At 45.7% G+C, this 17,190-nt stretch carries 18 protein-coding genes; 17 read left to right on the top strand and 1 reads right to left on the bottom strand.

Annotated features, from left to right (window positions below; translation table 11 throughout):
- The first annotated feature begins 5 nt into the window (after nt 1-5).
- The 17 genes from accC to BMW94_RS25015 all read left to right on the top strand — a co-directional run bounded on the left by accC (nt 6) and on the right by BMW94_RS25015 (nt 16,244).
- The gene (accC, locus tag BMW94_RS25095) at nt 6-1,349 is read left to right on the top strand and encodes an acetyl-CoA carboxylase biotin carboxylase subunit (protein ID WP_091001518.1); all 1,344 of its coding nucleotides are present in this window, start codon (nt 6-8) and stop codon (nt 1,347-1,349) included.
- Nucleotides 1,350-1,575: 226 nt separating this feature from the next.
- Nucleotides 1,576-1,986, top strand: coding sequence for an Asp23/Gls24 family envelope stress response protein (locus BMW94_RS25090; RefSeq protein WP_024630996.1), 411 nt, complete (start codon nt 1,576-1,578; stop codon nt 1,984-1,986).
- A 147-nt stretch (nt 1,987-2,133) separates the two neighbouring features.
- Nucleotides 2,134-2,673: an alkaline shock response membrane anchor protein AmaP gene (gene amaP, locus BMW94_RS25085; RefSeq protein WP_076291879.1), complete on the top strand. Its 540-nt coding sequence runs from the start codon at nt 2,134-2,136 to the stop codon at nt 2,671-2,673.
- A gap of 14 nt (nt 2,674-2,687) precedes the next feature.
- Nucleotides 2,688-2,921, top strand: coding sequence for a DUF2273 domain-containing protein (locus BMW94_RS25080; RefSeq protein ID WP_091001517.1), 234 nt, complete (start codon nt 2,688-2,690; stop codon nt 2,919-2,921).
- 195 nt (nt 2,922-3,116) lie between these two features.
- On the top strand, nt 3,117-3,569 hold the full coding sequence (gene nusB / locus BMW94_RS25075) for a transcription antitermination factor NusB (RefSeq protein WP_063565701.1): 453 nt from the start codon (nt 3,117-3,119) through the stop codon (nt 3,567-3,569).
- A gap of 110 nt (nt 3,570-3,679) precedes the next feature.
- Complete coding sequence (gene folD, locus BMW94_RS25070; RefSeq protein ID WP_091001516.1) at nt 3,680-4,537, top strand: bifunctional methylenetetrahydrofolate dehydrogenase/methenyltetrahydrofolate cyclohydrolase FolD; 858 nt, start codon at nt 3,680-3,682, stop codon at nt 4,535-4,537.
- Nucleotides 4,538-4,547: 10 nt separating this feature from the next.
- A complete protein-coding gene (gene xseA / locus BMW94_RS25065) occupies nt 4,548-5,912 on the top strand; it encodes an exodeoxyribonuclease VII large subunit (RefSeq protein ID WP_091001515.1) in 1,365 nt (454 codons plus the stop codon).
- Complete coding sequence (xseB, locus tag BMW94_RS25060) at nt 5,902-6,159, top strand: exodeoxyribonuclease VII small subunit (protein ID WP_063565703.1); 258 nt, start codon at nt 5,902-5,904, stop codon at nt 6,157-6,159. Before xseA ends, xseB begins: the two co-directional genes overlap by 11 nt.
- Complete coding sequence (locus BMW94_RS25055; protein ID WP_091001514.1) at nt 6,152-7,057, top strand: polyprenyl synthetase family protein; 906 nt, start codon at nt 6,152-6,154, stop codon at nt 7,055-7,057. Before xseB ends, BMW94_RS25055 begins: the two co-directional genes overlap by 8 nt.
- A gap of 281 nt (nt 7,058-7,338) precedes the next feature.
- Nucleotides 7,339-9,246: a 1-deoxy-D-xylulose-5-phosphate synthase gene (dxs, locus tag BMW94_RS25050; protein ID WP_091001513.1), complete on the top strand. Its 1,908-nt coding sequence runs from the start codon at nt 7,339-7,341 to the stop codon at nt 9,244-9,246.
- Between the two features lie 68 nt (nt 9,247-9,314).
- Nucleotides 9,315-10,160: a TlyA family RNA methyltransferase gene (locus BMW94_RS25045; protein ID WP_091001512.1), complete on the top strand. Its 846-nt coding sequence runs from the start codon at nt 9,315-9,317 to the stop codon at nt 10,158-10,160.
- A gap of 81 nt (nt 10,161-10,241) precedes the next feature.
- Nucleotides 10,242-10,730: a hypothetical protein gene (locus BMW94_RS25040; protein WP_254790360.1), complete on the top strand. Its 489-nt coding sequence runs from the start codon at nt 10,242-10,244 to the stop codon at nt 10,728-10,730.
- 122 nt (nt 10,731-10,852) lie between these two features.
- Nucleotides 10,853-11,302, top strand: coding sequence for a transcriptional regulator AhrC/ArgR (gene argR, locus BMW94_RS25035; RefSeq protein ID WP_063565708.1), 450 nt, complete (start codon nt 10,853-10,855; stop codon nt 11,300-11,302).
- Between the two features lie 57 nt (nt 11,303-11,359).
- Nucleotides 11,360-13,078: a DNA repair protein RecN gene (recN, locus tag BMW94_RS25030; protein ID WP_091001510.1), complete on the top strand. Its 1,719-nt coding sequence runs from the start codon at nt 11,360-11,362 to the stop codon at nt 13,076-13,078.
- A 120-nt stretch (nt 13,079-13,198) separates the two neighbouring features.
- Entirely contained in the window at nt 13,199-14,530 is a 1,332-nt protein-coding gene (gene spoIVB, locus BMW94_RS25025) for a SpoIVB peptidase (protein WP_091001509.1), read from the top strand.
- Nucleotides 14,531-14,722: 192 nt separating this feature from the next.
- On the top strand, nt 14,723-15,538 hold the full coding sequence (gene spo0A, locus BMW94_RS25020) for a sporulation transcription factor Spo0A (RefSeq protein ID WP_076291888.1): 816 nt from the start codon (nt 14,723-14,725) through the stop codon (nt 15,536-15,538).
- 205 nt (nt 15,539-15,743) lie between these two features.
- Nucleotides 15,744-16,244 carry a hypothetical protein gene (locus tag BMW94_RS25015; RefSeq protein WP_091001508.1) on the top strand — a complete coding sequence of 167 codons (501 nt, stop codon included), beginning with the start codon at nt 15,744-15,746 and terminating at the stop codon, nt 16,242-16,244.
- Between the two features lie 36 nt (nt 16,245-16,280).
- Here the strand turns inward: BMW94_RS25015 and BMW94_RS25010 are convergent, their stop codons facing one another.
- On the bottom strand, nt 16,281-17,087 hold the full coding sequence (locus BMW94_RS25010; protein WP_091001507.1) for a FlxA-like family protein: 807 nt from the start codon (nt 17,085-17,087) through the stop codon (nt 16,281-16,283).
- Nucleotides 17,088-17,190 lie beyond the last annotated feature (103 nt).

Here is a 17,190-nt window from a genome sequence, read left to right as displayed (position 1 = left end):
ACGAAATGAAATTTCAAAAAATACTGATTGCGAACCGTGGCGAAATTGCGGTACGTATTATTCGTGCCTGTCGTGAAATCGGCATTTCGACGGTAGCGGTTTATTCGGAAGCGGATAAAGACTCCCTGCATGTTCGTCTTGCAGATGAAGCGTATTGTATCGGGCCTACACTTTCGAAAGACAGTTATCTCAACTTCACAAACCTGATGAGTGTAGCCACACTGACGGAATGTGATGCGATCCACCCAGGCTACGGATTCCTGGCAGAGAACGCTGATTTTGCAGAAATCTGTGAATCCTGCAATATTACGTTCATCGGCCCATCTCCGGAAGCCATTACCAAAATGGGTGACAAGGCTGTTGCCAAACAAACGATGCAGGATGCAGGTGTACCTGTCATTCCGGGATCCGACGGTTTGGTTGAAAATATGAATGAAGCTATTATGATTGCTAGAGATATTGGATATCCTGTCATTATCAAAGCTACCGCTGGTGGTGGAGGTAAGGGAATTCGTATTGCTGAAGATGAGGAAACGCTGATCAAGCAAATTACAGCTGCCCAGCAGGAAGCACAGAAAGCTTTTGGCAATGCCGGAGTATATCTGGAAAAATTCCTGACAGGCATGAAGCACGTGGAAATTCAGATCATTGCAGACAAACATGGAAATGCAGTGCATCTGGGCGAGCGTGATTGTTCCGTTCAGCGTCGACGTCAAAAGCTGGTGGAAGAAGCACCTTGTCCAATCATCTCTGAAGATGTGCGTACATTGATGGGAGAAGCCGCAGTACGGGCAGCGCTTGCCGTGAATTACTCGGGAGCAGGTACACTTGAGTTCTTGCTCAGCCCTAACGGTGAATTCTATTTCATGGAAATGAATACACGTATTCAGGTGGAACACCCTGTAACGGAAATGGTAACAGGGGTGGATCTGATCCGCGAAATGATTTCGGTAGCTGAAGGCAATCCGCTTTCTTTCCGTCAGGAAGATGTTGTGATCAATGGCTGGTCCATTGAATGCCGTATCAACGCAGAAGATCCGGACCGTAACTTTATGCCGTCACCAGGCAAAATTGGTTTCTACCTTGCACCAGGAGGACCGGGTGTACGTGTAGACAGTGCAGCATATCCGGGCTACACGATCTCTCCTTTTTACGACTCCATGATCGCTAAATTGATCGTGTGGGGAGCAAACCGGGAAGAGGCCATCGCCAAGATGAAGCGTGCATTGGCTGAATTTGCGATTGAAGGCATCTCCACAACGATTCCTTTTCATCAGAAATTGCTGGAGCATCCAACGTTCGTTCGGGGTGACTTTGATATCAAATTTCTTGAGGAAAATGAGATTTAAAAGGTATATTGGGCTTGTTTGTCATAATGTAGCCCAAATGATATAGTATGTAATAATAAGAGCGCATGTCTCCTGCAGAGGATAAGCCGCCGCACATACGCGGATGAAGGTTGCAGGAGTTCCGGTAAAGCCGGACCGGAAGGGTTCTGAAGGTCATATTGGCCTGAGCACCAGCGCCCTGACGGATGGCCGCAAACTTATTTCGCGAAAGGTGTGTTGAACAGTTATGAGTACACTGCCGACAGAATTTGAACGAACGGATATCGGTGAAATCCAGATCGCACCTGAAGTTATTGAAGTGATCGCTGGACTGGCTACAGTTGAAGTCAAAGGTGTTGCAGGCATGAGCGGCGGATTCGCTGGTGGATTTGCTGAATTGCTTGGTCGCAAAAACCTTTCCAAAGGTGTTAAGGTTGAAGTAGGTCAGCGTGAAGCTGCTGTGGATGTTTCCGTTATTATTGAATATGGTTACCGTCTGCCACAGGTGGCTACCGAAATTCAACAGAACGTGAAGCGCTCCATCGAGAACATGACAGGATTGAATGTGAATGAAGTTAATGTGCACATTCATGATGTTCAGTTCAAGAGCACCGAGAAAGTGGAAGAAATCGACCTGAACAGTCAGCGCGTAAAATAAAAGAAGACAGATTCCCCCGGCATCACTGCCGGGGGTTATCCCGTCTTGGACAGGTCTTCATCGAAGCAGAGGCTTGCACCTGAGGATTATCCTTTTGCCAAAGGGCAGGTTAAGCAATGTTAGTGAGCAAGGGAGGCTGTGCAGTTCGTGGCTAAAATACTGGATCGGCTTCTGTTGTTTATATACAGCATAAGCGTTGGAGCAATATCGGCAGCAGTCATACTTCTTATCAGTGGTGTGTTGCCTTACGAATTGAATTACCAGCAGGAACAGAACGTCATTATTGCGGCGGTTGTTGCCGCAGCGATTTTGTTTATCCTGAGTTTGCGATTTTTCTACATCTCGGTTCGGCGTGATCGTGCTTCATTGCCGTCTGTAGATCAACGTACCGAGTACGGTGATGTGCAGATTTCGATGGAAACGATTGAAAATCTCTGTCTCAAAGCAACTTCCCGTTTCCGGGGAGTACGTGATGTCAAAGCTCGTATTCGTGTGGTTGAATCCGGACTGGAGATTATGATCCGTGCAGTAGTGGATGGCGAGACGCCAATCCCGACGCTGACAGCCGATCTGCAGAAGGCAATACATGATCATGTACAGGAGATTACGGGTATCCCGGTTTCTTTTGTCACCGTGTATATTGCCAACGTTACCCAGTCGCCTAACTACAAGAGTCGAGTGGAATGAGGTGAGTTTCACTGATGCTGTGGAGAGAGATTTGGGATAGTTACAGAGGCCGAATTACCGGAATTGTCGGCGGCATCTTTTTTGGATTTCTTTATGTATGGATCGGTTTTTGGGATATGTTGTTCTTTGCACTCTTGGTGTTCATCGGTTATACGTTAGGCAGACGAAGCGACTCGAAGCTGGGCTCGTTCATTCCCTGGAGGGAATGGGGGCAATGGCTCGGCGATCGCTGGCGTCCCTTTAAGTGAGCCACCTGAACCCTGCAATATGTTTCTTCCGAAAATAGAGCTGTAGTTTAGGTTGCCCGTTTTTTGGAGGAAACGATTGCAGGTTTTTTTGTGAAAAGGGATAACAATATAATAAGATCTCTGATTCCATCAAAGATTTTATAATTTAAAATAAGCATGATGACGCTCCACAGGGAGCGCTGCAGGAGGCAGGACATGAAAAGACGTTTGGCAAGGGAAATTGCAGTACAAAGTCTGTATCAGATGGAAATGAATGAAGTGGGCGCAGCTGAAGCCGTGAATATGCTGATTAATGAAGCCGCAGAAGATAATGAAACTGAAGTGGTTATTCATGATGCAGATGTAATGCGTACCTACGTGACCGAAATGGTACAGGGCGCATGGAACAATAAAGAAGCCATTGACGGATTACTCGTCGATTATCTGAAAGGCTGGCAGATTAGCCGTCTGTCGCGTGTAGACCGCCAGATTTTACGGCTTTCCACGTATGAAATGGTTTTCCGTGATGATATTCCGGCAAAAGTGTCCGTCAATGAAGCGATTGAACTGTCCAAGTATTTTGGTACAGATGAATCCGGTAAGTTCGTTAACGGCGTACTTGGGCGCATGATTCAGGAAGTCAGCACGATTAAAGCAAAACTTTCTTAAGTTACAATTAACTATAGTGCGTGTTCAAAAAGACCGGTTTTCAGTACCGAGAAGATGGGACTTTTGGAACAACCTCTAAATATATGTTCACATAAGGGAGAGAGAGTACAGTGACAGCATCTATTATTAACGGTAAAGAAGTATCCCAAGAGATCCGCGCAAGCATGACGACAGAAGTAAAACAGCTTAGCGAACAGGGGGTAGTACCTGGTCTGGCTGTTGTGCTCGTCGGGGAAGATCCGGCATCCCAGGTATATGTGCGTAACAAAGAAAAAGCATGTCACGACCTCGGTTTCTATTCCGAAGTTCATCGTCTGGATGCAAGCACCTCCCAAGCGGATCTGCTCGCGCTGGTGGACAAGCTGAACAAACAGGAATCCATTAACGGCATTTTGGTTCAGCTCCCTTTGCCGAAGCATATCGAAGAGAAAGCGGTTATTGATGCAATCGCCGTGGACAAGGATGTGGACGGATTCCATCCGGTTAATGTGGGGAACCTCGTCATTGGAGACGATAGTTTGTTGCCATGTACCCCTGCGGGCGTAATTGAGCTAATCAAGCGCACGGGTCTCGAAATGTCAGGCAAACATGCCGTAGTTATCGGTCGCAGCAATATTGTCGGCAAACCGGTATCCTTGCTGCTTCAACGTGAGAACGCAACGGTAACCATGTGTCATTCCCGTACAGCGAACATGAAAGATATCACTCGTCAGGCAGACATTCTTGTGGTTGCTATCGGTCGTGCAAACTTTGTGGATGCCGATTTCGTCAAACCGGGTGCCGTTGTAATCGATGTGGGGATGAACCGTCTGGATAACGGCAAACTGGCAGGAGATGTAGATTTCGAGAGTGTGAAGACGGTATCTGGACCAATTACTCCGGTTCCTGGTGGCGTTGGTCCAATGACGATTACCATGTTGATGCAAAATACATTGATCGCCGCCAAACGCGCTCACGGATTGGCCTAGGTAACTGTCTGTGGCAGATCAAAAAATTTACTCCATCAAAGACCTGAACCGATACATCCGGATGAAACTGGAATCGGATCAGGTACTGTCGGATGTATGGCTGCGCGGAGAGATCTCCAATTTTACACATCACTCCAGCGGTCATATGTATTTTACATTGAAGGACAAGGACAGCCGAATTAAGTCCATTATGTTTGCTTCCCATAATCAACGCTTGCCCTTTGTACCGAAGGAGGGTGCAAGGGTTATTGCTCGTGGTAATGTTTCGGTATATGAGCGGGATGGACAATATCAGTTCTATGCCACACACATGCAACCGGACGGTATTGGAAGTCTGTATTTGGCCTATGAGCAGCTGAAAAAAAAGCTGGAAGACGAGGGGCTGTTCTCTGCATCACGAAAAAGGCAGATTCCCCGTTTTCCACAGACGATCGGTGTGGTCACTTCACCTACAGGTGCAGCCGTAAGGGATATTATGATTACATTGCAACGCAGATATCCTTCTGCCCAAGTGATTCTATATCCTGTACTCGTTCAAGGTAAAGGTGCCGCTCCTTCCATTGTGAAGGCCATCAACAACTTGAATCGAATGGGCGAAGCCGATGTGCTGATTGTTGGACGAGGCGGCGGATCACTGGAGGAGTTATGGGCTTTTAATGAGGAGATCGTGGCAAGAGCAATTGTGGGTTCTGCCATTCCTGTGATTTCAGCGGTTGGGCATGAAACGGATTTTACGATTGCCGATTTTGCTGCTGACCTGCGTGCGGCAACGCCTACGGCTGCTGCCGAACTGGCAGTACCCAATCGAGCTGAGCTGCTTGATCAGATCGCTCAGCGCCAGCGTCAGCTGCAGCACAGTTTACGTCAGCGTGCTGTTCATAATCGGGAGCGACTGGCCAGATTGCAACGATCACCTGTGCTTGTGCATCCTAGACGTACCTTAATGCAGCATACGGAGCGGCTGGATATGCTGCAACAGCGTCTTCTGCGAACTGTAGATACACGTATGAAATGGACGACCGAGAAACAGGAGCGTTTGCGTGCAGCGCTGCAGCGGTTCAATCCACGTGAACAGGTGAATGCTGCAAGACGGGAGAATGCATCAGCCCGGCGTCAGCTGGAGGTTGCAATCCGATCCATTACGAGAGCGAAGCAGCAGCAGTGGAAATCATCTGTACGTCATTTGGATGCGCTAAGCCCGCTCAAAGTCATGTCACGCGGATACAGCCTTGTATACGACGAGCAGGAGCAACGATTGATCAAATCGATGAAGGATGTACAGCCTGGAGATTCAATAAAGATTAAATTAACAGACGGACAGCTGGACTGTCAGGTTTGGGGAATGAAGGAGGACGACAATACCCATGGCGAATGAACCGGAATTGAATTTTGAAGAGGCAATGGCGGCATTGGAAGACATCGTAGGTCAGCTTGAGCATGGTGATGTCCCACTGGAACAGGCCATCGATTTGTTTCAGCGCGGAATGAAGCTTTCCCAACTTTGTGGTTTGAAGCTGGAACAAGTGGAACGTAAGATCGAGATGATCGTAGAAGAGGATGGGGAACTTCGCAAAAAACCGTTCGGCGCTGCCGTCGACGAAAGCGGTGAAGTCAATGAGTAATCGTCCTTCGTTTGAAACGTATCTTGAGGAAGTCACAGCTGAAGTGACGGGAGAGTTGAAGCAGACTCTTCCTGTTCACTGGGATGTTCCTCAGTCACTGGTTGACGCGATGCAGTATTCACTTATGGCCGGGGGCAAACGCCTTCGTCCACTTCTGGTCGTTGCTGCGGCGGAAGCCTTCGGTGCACAGCGTACAGCTGCATTGCCGGTAGCCTGCGCCGTGGAGATGGTTCATACGTATTCGTTGATCCACGATGACCTGCCTGCTATGGATAATGACGAATATCGCAGGGGAAAATTAACGAATCACAAAGTGTTTGGTGAAGCGACAGCTATATTGGCTGGTGATGCACTGCTAACGCATGCTTTTTATAGTATTGTTCAATCAGGTCGTCGCAGTGGTGTGTCAGCAGAAGCGTTGTTGTCCATTGTGGAGGATTTGTCCGAACTGGCTGGAGCAAGAGGCATGGTTGGAGGACAAGTGGCTGATATGGAAGGCGAGCAGGGCATGACAGATCTTGCCCAATTGCAATATATTCATCTGCACAAGACCGGAGATTTAATTGTGTTTTCCCTCATTGCTGGTGCTCGTATTGGTGGTGCGACAGAAGGACAGTTGGAGGCGCTGCGCGTATTTGGCAGAGACTTGGGGTTGGCATTCCAGATTCAGGACGATATTCTGGACCTGACGGGTGACGAGCAGAAAATGGGCAAGAAGACGCAAAGTGATGTGAATCAGCAAAAGGTCACATACCCTTATTTTATTGGTATGGATGCCTCTCTTCAAGAGGTGAAGTCCCTTACGCAATCTGCTAAAGATGCACTCGGCAGAGCCGAGTTACCTGACCCTTCCAGACTGATGGAAATTGCTGATTATCTGATGAGTCGAGATCATTAATTTCGTTTGAGTGTCACTGTTTCAAATCACCCAGAATCGTGTAATCAATTTAATGTGCTTTTTCTGGGCTTCATGAAGAGAGTCTGTTCCAAGTGGGTTTGGGAATACATATTGAGGAAGATCATACGAACCTTGCTGGCGAAAATGCTCGTTATCAGGAGTATAGTGCCGTAAATTATGATTCTTGTTCTTTTATGTTATAATGTTTTAATGTCATTTAATAAACTGTGTATATATGGATTACACCAAATCAAACAATCTAGGAAAGCGGGGAGATTCTCGTGCTGCTTCCACAAATTAAACAACCCAGTGATCTAAAGTCGATGTCTCAGGATGATCTCGTTCTTTTGTCGGCAGAGATCCGGCAGTTTCTGATTGAGAAGCTGTCCGTTACAGGGGGCCATCTCGCACCCAACTTAGGAGTGGTTGAGCTCACGGTAGCCCTGCATTATTGCTATAACAGTCCAGTGGACAAAATGATTTTCGATGTAGGGCATCAGGCTTATGTGCACAAGGTTCTAACGGGGCGAATGGATCGCTTCGATACACTGCGTCAGCATAATGGCTTGTGCGGATTTGTTAAACGTAACGAGAGTGAACATGATGTATGGGAAGCGGGCCACAGCAGTACATCGTTATCTGCTGCGATGGGCATGGCGCTTGCCCGTGATCTTAAGGGTGAAGACAATCAGGTAATCGCGATGATCGGGGATGGAGCGCTTACAGGTGGTATGGCCTTTGAAGCTCTCAATCACATTGGTCATGAACAGAAAAAGCTGATGGTTATCCTCAACGATAATGAAATGTCCATTGCTCCGAACGTCGGGGCTATGCACAAATATTTGAGCAAAATTCGTTCCGATCGCCATTATTTGAAAGCCAAGGATGACGTGGAAGGAATGCTCAAAAAAATTCCTGCCATAGGGGATCGTCTGGCCAAATCGGCGAGCTGGATTAAAGATAGCGTCAAATACATGATGGTTCCAGGAGTTCTGTTCGAAGAGCTGGGCTTCACCTATTTGGGACCCATTGATGGACACGACATTCCGAAATTGATTGAAACGTTCAAACAGGCGGATAACGTCGATGGTCCTGTAATGGTTCATGTACTGACAACCAAAGGTAAAGGCTATCAGCCAGCTGAGGCCGATTCACACAAATGGCACGGAATTTCTCCGTACAAAATTGAATCAGGTCAAGTGCTTAAGGCTGTAGGCAAACCGATGTATACGGAAGTGTTCGGTAAAACGTTGATTGATCTTGCCAAGCAGGATAAACGAATTGTTGCGGTAACACCAGCCATGCCAACAGGTTCAGGTCTCATTCCTTTCAGTAAAGAATTCCCTGATCGCATGATTGACGTGGGTATTGCCGAACAGCATGCAGCAACCATGTGTGCAGCATTGGCTATGGAAGGGTTAAAGCCGGTATTTGCCGTCTATTCGACGTTTATGCAACGTGCGTATGATCAGATTGTACATGATATTTGTCGTCATAATGCCAATGTCATGTTCGCCATTGACCGTGCCGGATTTGTCGGTCCGGATGGTGAAACACATCAAGGTGTGTATGATGTGGCGTTTATGCGTCATATTCCGAATATCGTTCTGATGATGCCTAAGGATGAGAATGAACTGCGCCATATGATGAAGACGGCGCTTGAATATAATGAAGGCCCGATTGCTTATCGTTATCCACGAAACAATGTTGTAGGCGTGCCTCTTGACGATGAACTCATTCCGATTCCAATCGGTACGTGGGAACAGCTTCCTCCATCGGAAGGCTATGCAATTATCGCTTCGGGATCGATGGTACAGCTTGCTGAAGAAGCTGCCGAGACGGTTAAAAGAGAAGGCATGACGGTTGGCGTAATTAACGCCCGCTTCCTTAAGCCGCTTGATGAACAGATGCTTCGTGATCTCGCAGTTCGAGGCACGAAATTAATTGTGCTTGAAGAAGCATCACAAGCAGGCAGTATGGGCAGTGCAGTTCTGGAGTTTTACGCAGAACAAGGGCTGCATGATGTTCATGTGCAACTAATAGGCATTCCAGATCGATTCATTGAACATGGCAGTATTGAGGATCAAAGAGCTGAAGTGGGACTCACGGTTGAGAATGTGAGCATGGAGCTGCGCAGCATGGCAGCCCAATCTTCATATGGTATGTCCAGAACTCGGTTCCCTTCATAACTGGAACGATTAGAGAAACTGGAACACATGATTGATTAATTAGGATTACTTCATGATAGGAGAAAGACATGTCACTCCCGAAAGAACGAATTGATGTTCTGCTGGTTGAGCAGGGATATTACGAAAGTCGCGAGAAGGCAAAAGCTGCAATCATGGCTGGACTGGTATATGCCAACAATGAGCGGATTGAAAAAGCAGGCATGAAGATTCCACGGGAAGCCGAACTTAAAGTAAAGGGTTCCGTACATCCCTATGTCGGCAGAGGTGGATTAAAGCTTGAAAAAGCGATCCGTCACTTCGATCTCGATATGAATGGACTTGTAATGCTCGATATCGGTTCATCCACTGGCGGTTTTACCGATTGCGCCCTACAGCATGGTGCATCTCATGTATATGCCATCGATGTAGGTTACAACCAGCTGGATTGGTCCCTTCGTAATGATGAAAGGGTTACTGTAATGGAAAGAACCAATTTTCGTTATGTGACTCCAGAAGATCTACATGGACCTGTGCCGAATTTTGCCAGTATCGATGTATCTTTTATTTCGCTGAGAATTATTTTGCCGCCGTTGCTGGCACTTCTGAAGCAACCGGCAGATATTGTAGCGTTAATAAAACCCCAGTTCGAAGCAGGTCGTGAGAAAGTTGGCAAGTCTGGCGTCGTTCGTGATACGAAGGTTCACAAGGACGTTTTGCAGACGATGCTTCGTTTCGCTAATGAACTTGGATTAAAGCTAAAAGGTTTAACATTTTCGCCGATTACAGGCGGAGAAGGCAATATCGAATTTCTCGCTCACTGGCGTCTGGAAGAACCAGAGGCAACACAACAAGAGAACGTTCAGGCTTCACTTGATGCACTTGCAGATCAAGTTGCAATGGAAGCTGCTCATACTTTTACAGGAAACTCATCATAGGATGGGTTTCTTTTCGCTGGAAAGGTGACATCCTAACAGGAAATCAGTTGTCGAATCTCGAATATGTCTTCGAGGTGAGCGATGATGGATGGGCAATATGACACAATGGTTATTGGTGTACTTGCTGTCTGCTTGATTATATGGCTGTTCTTTGGCTTTCGGAATTGGGTTAATCGTCCGATTCCGGTAAGCTTGTCGGGTATGCAACTGAATGCAGAAATTCAGGATACACCCGCAGTGGATCTGCTTGAAGCGGAAGGATATGAAGTCATCGGAGGTAAAATGAAAATTCCTTTAGCCTTTGAAGCGAATGAATCCGTTTATTACAGTAGGCTGTTCATTGATTATGTAGCAGAGCGTGATGATGAGAGATATTTGGTGAAGACGTCCCGTCGCAGACAACCTCTTGAACTTACTGGGCCATCCCTGCGAGACCGCTTCCTGTATTATTTATTGTTATATCCCGGCTGTGAAGGGTTGCTGTATGTAGACATGGAGGAATCGGATATCAAGGTAATCAGGCTCATGGACTATCAGGAAGATGTTTACGATGGAGATGATCTGGACTAAGGGTAATTATGAAACCTGAAAGTTGTTTATATACAGAATGAACGAATTGCAGGATGGCAAACGTTATGGATTTGAATTAGCTGTTTCATTGCAATACATTGAACTTTTAACTGGAGGCATGTATGAAAGGTCAACGACACATTAAGATACGTGAAATCATTAGTCAAAACGAAATTGAAACCCAGGATGATCTGGTTGAAGCTTTACGTAAATCCGGATTTCAGGTGACTCAAGCCACGGTATCCCGGGATATTAAGGAGCTTCTTTTAATCAAAATCCCCATGGATGATGGACGATATAAGTATTCACTGCCTACAGACCAACGATATAATCCGATTCAGAAACTGAAACGTGCCCTCGTGGACAACTTCTTACACATTGATCATACAAACAATCTGGTTGTGATGAAGTGTTTGCCTGGCACAGCTAACTCCATTGCTGCCTTGCTCGATAATATTGAGTGGACGGAAGTGATGGGCACCATCTGTGGAGATGATACCATACTCATCATCTGCCGGACGGAAAGTAACAGCGTGACCGTAATTGAGCGGATTATGGGTTATATTTCCTAGAACATAATGGTTCAAAAACATAATTTCTGAGTGAGTCATCCGGAGGTGTTTTTGCAGATGTTAGTTACATTATCGATTCGTAATCTGGCTGTTGTAGAAGAAGTTGATGTGGTTTTCCACCCGGGATTCCATGTCTTGTCTGGTGAGACAGGAGCGGGTAAATCGATCATTATTGATGCTTTGGGTCTGATTGCAGGTGGACGAAGCTCTGCCGATCTGATCCGTTATGGATGCGAGAAGGCCGAGATGGAGGCTCTGTTTGAAATGGAGCCAAGCCATCCGGTATGGGAAACGCTAGAGAAGCTTGGTATCCATTGTGAGCCTGAGGAGCATCTCGTGATTCGCCGGGAACTGAATACTCAAGGCAAAAGTACATCTCGTATTAACGGCCAATTGGTCAATTTAACGATGCTCCGTGAAGTCGGAGAAAAATTAATTAATATTCATGGACAGCATGAACATCAAAGTTTGTTGCGCGCAGAAAGTCATCTGGGGCTTCTGGATACATACGGGGCAGCAATCATCGGTCCAGTCAAAACGGTATATCAGGAACGCTACAGTAAATTTATTACGGCGGAAAAAGAACTGCGAGCACTTCAGGAATCCAGTCAACGTGCATATCAATTGCTGGACATGTATCGTTTTCAACTTGAAGAGATTGCAGCTGCTTCTCTAACGCTGGGTGAGGATGAATTACTCGGAGAAGAACGGGTCAAACTATCCCATAGCGAGAAAATGATGGACAGTGTTGCTGGTGCATATGAACTGCTTAGTGGTCAACGTGGGTTAGAAGCTGTAAGTATCGCGCTATCAAGAATTGAAGATATATCGGGATATGACAGCAAAGGATTGCAGCCTATTGTTGAACAGCTTCAGTCTGCATTTTATCAGCTGGAAGATGCCACGTTTCAGTTGCGTGATTATCGGGAAAAGATCGAATTTAACCCGGGTAGATTGGAAGAAGTGGAACAGCGACTGAATCTGATTTCTGGCCTCAGACGGAAATACGGTGACAGTGTGGAACTTATTTTGAATTATTATGAACAAATTAGCCATGAAACCGACCAGCTGGAGAACAAAGATGAACGTCTGGAGAAGCTGCGTAATGAACGTGACAAATTGCTCAAATTAGTCATGGAGTCCGCCGAGGAACTTAGCCGTGTTCGTAAACAATGTGCAGAGGAACTTGCAGCGCAGGTGGAAAGTGAGCTGAAGGATCTGCAGATGGAGAGAACTACGTTACGAGTTCAGATTACTCCTTATGAAGATGCAAAAGGGATTGAATGGAATGGGCGTCGCATTCGTCTTACGCGTCAGGGTGCAGATAATGCGGAGTTCCTGATTTCTCCGAATCCAGGTGAGCCTTTACGTCCGCTCGGCAAGATTGCTTCCGGTGGTGAGTTGTCCCGAATGATGCTGGCGATGAAGAGTATATTCGCACGTCATGACCGGATTCCGGTGTTGATCTTTGACGAGGTGGATACAGGTGTGAGCGGAAGAGCAGCACAATCCATTGCGGAGAAATTATACCGTCTGTCTTCCACTTGCCAAGTTTTCTCAATTACTCACTTGCCACAAGTGGCTTGTATGGCAGATCATCAGTATCTCATCGAAAAACATGTTTATGACGGGCGCACGATGACACAAGTGGAGTCGCTGTCAGACGAAGGCAGAGTGAAGGAATTGGCACGTATGCTGGGCGGTGTGGAAATTACAGAAAAAACGCTGCATCATGCACAGGAAATGCTGAATTTGGCGGAAGCCAAAAAAGGGTGAAACGAGCGGCTGGCGTAATGATTGACAGTAATAAAAGCCTGGGGGCGAGGTTATCTTATAGGTACGCAATTGGCGACCACCTTTCGTCAAGCGAAAGAAGCAAAGGGAGTGTGACAGCCATTGAATTCCCCCCTCAGGAAGAAATTGCTAGGTCTTTTATTTGCCTTCTTTCTATGTGTGATCAGCCAGGCCATTCAGCCTGTGCAAAGTTATGCTTCATTGCCTGATGAACTTCAGGTTTTTGAAGGCAGGCAGGCTGACGTTCATCTCGCTGTACCGGCTGCTTCAAGCGCTGTTGTGGATCGTCCTGACATCGTCGGTTTTGATGGAAAGGAAACTGCGGTCCACGTCACGAAGCAACAACCTTTGCATCTTCATCCCCAACAAACGGGACATGCCAAATTAACGTTGAAGTTGTGGGGCAAAATTCCGGTAAAAACGGTTAACGTAAACGTGATTCCGGATTTGCGTGTAGTACCCGGGGGACAAACCATTGGCGTCAAAGTAAAATCTGCAGGTATTCTGGTTGTAGGGCACCATCTTGTCCGTTCTGGACAGGATGAACGTGTATCCCCTGGAGAATCAGCAGGCATCAAGCTTGGAGATCTGATTACCCACATGGACGGTAAACGTCTTGATGGTGTATCGGGTGTAGCGGAAGCTGTTGAGCTTGCAGGTAAGAGCAAAAAAGGAATTGATGTTTTATTAAAACGCGGCAAAGAAACGGTTAAGACGCGTCTGACACCGGCTTATGATGCGGAAGATAAAGCCTGGAGGCTTGGATTGTACATTCGTGACTCCGCAGCAGGTGTAGGGACTTTAACCTTCTATGCTCCGGACCAAGGCGTATATGGCGCACTGGGCCATGTCATTACGGATATGAACACGCAGACCTCCATCGTCGTTGGCAGTGGTCAGATTGTTCAGTCTAATGTAACGTCGATCTCTAAGAGTGAATCCGGTGACCCAGGTGAAAAAAGAGCTCATTTCCTGAAAGAAAGCAAAATTTTGGGCAATATTGAACGCAATACGGCTTTTGGTATCTTTGGTAAAATGTCCGGTAATCCTGAACATAGCTTGTATTCCAAAGGCATTCCCGTTGCATTCTCCCATGAAGTCAAAGAAGGTCCTGCAGAAATCCTCACAGTCGTTGAGGGCCAGCAGGTGGAACGTTTCTCGATTGATATTGTTCACGTCGCAGACCAATCCGAACCAGCAACCAAAGGTCTGGTGCTTCGAATCACAGATCCGAAGCTGCTGGATAAGACCGGAGGCATTGTACAAGGCATGAGTGGCAGCCCTATTGTGCAAAATGGAAAACTGATTGGTGCCGTGACCCATGTCTTCGTGAATGATCCGAAATCAGGTTATGGCTGCTTCATTGAGTGGATGTTACAAGATGCAGGAGTCATGATGAAGAAGGAACATGCAAAAAACCTTAAGGCGGGTTAACCTCCTTAAGGTTTTTTTGTCGAATAGAAACATATAATATCGGATAATGAAATAAATTATTTATTATATAGCAACGCGAAAAAAAAATAAAGAAAAATAATTTTCGACAGAAGGAATTTCCTCCCCTGTGTCGAAAATTTAACCTGTAAGGAAATGTACGAAACGATGTTTAAATTAAAGGAGGATACCGTTTTGCAGAAAATTGAGGTATTGCTGGCCGATGATAATCGTGAATTTACGAATTTGCTTGCCGAATATATATCCGAACAGGAAGATATGGAAGTAACTGGAATTGCTTACAATGGAGAAGAAGTGCTTCAGTTGCTGGAGCAGACTCGCGATGTACCAGATGTACTGATTCTGGATATTATTATGCCTCACCTGGATGGACTTGGTGTACTGGAGCGTCTGCGCAACCTGAATCTGTCTCCACAGCCCAAAGTCATTATGCTTACGGCTTTCGGACAAGAGAATATCACGCAGCGTGCCGTGCAACTCGGGGCTTCTTATTACATCCTGAAACCGTTTGACATGGAAGTGCTCGCGAATCGTGTACGTCAACTGGTTGGCACACAAACCACAATCTCCACAGGTGGTGGTGGCGGTTCCTCGATGTTTATGAACAAGTCCAACGTGGTACCGATGGGTAAACACAAAAATTTGGATGCAAGCATTACGTCCATCATACATGAAATCGGCGTTCCTGCGCATATTAAAGGATATCAGTATTTGCGCGAAGCCATCACGATGGTGTATAACAATATCGAAATTTTGGGTGCTATCACCAAAACCCTGTACCCAGCGATTGCCGAAAAGTTCAAAACAACGCCGTCTCGCGTCGAACGTGCCATCCGTCATGCCATTGAAGTGGCTTGGACACGTGGCAACATCGACAGCATCAGCCACCTGTTTGGCTATACGATCAACATCAGTAAGTCGAAACCGACGAATTCCGAGTTCATCGCGATGGTTGCTGACAAGCTTAGAATTGAGCATAAGGTGTCCTGAAAGGATCAGGAATGAAAACAATTCTTGATTATGAGCAGATTGAACTTTATGATTTAACATAAATAATTCAACCTAAAGAACCGTTACAATCCGGCTTAAAATAGCCTTTTTGTAACGGTTTTTTTATACATGTAGGAGGCATTTACAACCTCTACTCCTGTTATAATGAAATAAATTTTAATGCTTTAAAAGAAGTGCAAAGGAGATGGATTTACTGAATAAATCTGAAATTTCACAACTAATCTTTTCTAAGTATCTTGAAGCAGGTAATTTGATGAGTTATTTTGGTCAAGAAATAGTTCATATTGATAATTTAAGAAAACATTCAGATGAGCAATGGTTAAGTAAGAGTGAAGAAGTACTAACTTTTGATTTTGATGGCTGGTCAGCGAATGTCACTTTTACTAAGAACGGTTCTTATCATAGTGACAGCTTAGATTTCTTCTTTTCTACAAATGATGCTCATAAGTATACTATTGGACTTTATGAAGATCTGCAGCGCTTCATTCTTAGCAGTGGAATAAATGTGGACCAATTTGTTTCCGACAATGAGCTCGTATTTTTGTTCAAGAACGCAGCCAGTGCTCATTATTTGTTGCAGAATGATCGTTATGTGCTTCGAAAGCTGTCGGGAGCTTTTTTAGATTATGCTCAGACATATGCCTACTATAAAAAAATATATGGTGAATCAACATTCATTTTTTAATATGGTCTGAAACTACATATCACCTCTGTCACCTGTTCAAACCCGAATGTCGAGCGATGTAAAGGAATGGGCAGGGGATGCATTTGATTGCGTCTCTTGAATTTTTCCTGGGTCTTTATCATTCTGCGTATCATTGGTAATTTTCGATTTATTTTCAGCCTTATTTCCTTTAACAACTTCCTGATTTTCCTTTTCCGCAGAGGATGAAGGTGTAGGAGACGAAACCGATTCTTTTGGTTCAGGCTGATGTATCTCTTTTATCAGTTCTCCAATTTTCTGACCTACTTTGCTCATTTGGGAGCTGATGTCCTGAACAACTTCTCTTTTTTTCTGGAATACGGTACGTTCAGCATTTTCAAGCATCATCGATTTGCCAGCATCATTTCCAGCATTAATCTCCAGAACCAGTCGGTCAAACTTGGTTTCACCTTCAATGGTCTGTATGGAGCTGTTCATGCGATCTCGCAAACCGACCAGTTTACCTAACTGATCGTAAGTCTGACTGTGCTTAATTAGATGGTCCATGGATGGGGGTTGAGCTTCGTCATTGCGCTGAGGCTGTTGTTCTTTGGTCTTCTCAGGCTGTTTTGATTTGTTCTTTTCCTCCATTTCTTCTGCTTTGATCTGAGCGATTTGGGTATCAATTTGCGTAATGGAACTCGTTAATGATTTAATTCGTGCTGCCTTGGTCTTGGTGTCCAGTTCATCATTGGATTTTACAGCTTGTACTTCTTCATTAAGCCTGACCTTCTGCTGCATAAGTCCCTGAATTTCCTTATCTCTGCTGGAGACTTGGCTCCCGGGGGTGAAGCTGCTTTTGGAGGCAGGTGAAATTGAATTCATCGTCGTTTCTCCTCGTATAGTATTTTTTGAAGGCAGTTTTGACTGAATTACCAGTTCCCGAGGGAACTGGCGAACGCCTTGTGAATTTCCAGTTTGCTCTTTG

This window comes from Paenibacillus sp. OK003, assembly GCF_900109515.1.
GTDB lineage: Bacteria > Bacillota > Bacilli > Paenibacillales > Paenibacillaceae > Paenibacillus > Paenibacillus marchantiae.
The sequence above is the reverse complement of the archived record's forward strand: the minus strand, read 5'-3'. Positions and strand labels throughout refer to the sequence as shown.

What these genes read in the sequence shown, in the direction of transcription:
- argR (WP_063565708.1), top strand. Translation starts at nt 10,853, where the DNA reads ATGAAAGGTCAACGACACATTAAGATACGTGAAATCATTAGTCAAAAC.
- BMW94_RS25045 (WP_091001512.1), top strand. Translation starts at nt 9,315, where the DNA reads ATGTCACTCCCGAAAGAACGAATTGATGTTCTGCTGGTTGAGCAGGGA.
- BMW94_RS25040 (WP_254790360.1), top strand. Translation starts at nt 10,242, where the DNA reads ATGATGGATGGGCAATATGACACAATGGTTATTGGTGTACTTGCTGTC.
- BMW94_RS25055 (WP_091001514.1), top strand. Translation starts at nt 6,152, where the DNA reads ATGAGTAATCGTCCTTCGTTTGAAACGTATCTTGAGGAAGTCACAGCT.
- BMW94_RS25010 (WP_091001507.1), bottom strand. Translation starts at nt 17,087, where the DNA reads ATGAATTCAATTTCACCTGCCTCCAAAAGCAGCTTCACCCCCGGGAGC.
- recN (WP_091001510.1), top strand. Translation starts at nt 11,360, where the DNA reads ATGTTAGTTACATTATCGATTCGTAATCTGGCTGTTGTAGAAGAAGTT.
- BMW94_RS25080 (WP_091001517.1), top strand. Translation starts at nt 2,688, where the DNA reads ATGCTGTGGAGAGAGATTTGGGATAGTTACAGAGGCCGAATTACCGGA.
- nusB (WP_063565701.1), top strand. Translation starts at nt 3,117, where the DNA reads ATGAAAAGACGTTTGGCAAGGGAAATTGCAGTACAAAGTCTGTATCAG.
- accC (WP_091001518.1), top strand. Translation starts at nt 6, where the DNA reads ATGAAATTTCAAAAAATACTGATTGCGAACCGTGGCGAAATTGCGGTA.
- xseB (WP_063565703.1), top strand. Translation starts at nt 5,902, where the DNA reads ATGGCGAATGAACCGGAATTGAATTTTGAAGAGGCAATGGCGGCATTG.
- BMW94_RS25015 (WP_091001508.1), top strand. Translation starts at nt 15,744, where the DNA reads ATGGATTTACTGAATAAATCTGAAATTTCACAACTAATCTTTTCTAAG.
- BMW94_RS25090 (WP_024630996.1), top strand. Translation starts at nt 1,576, where the DNA reads ATGAGTACACTGCCGACAGAATTTGAACGAACGGATATCGGTGAAATC.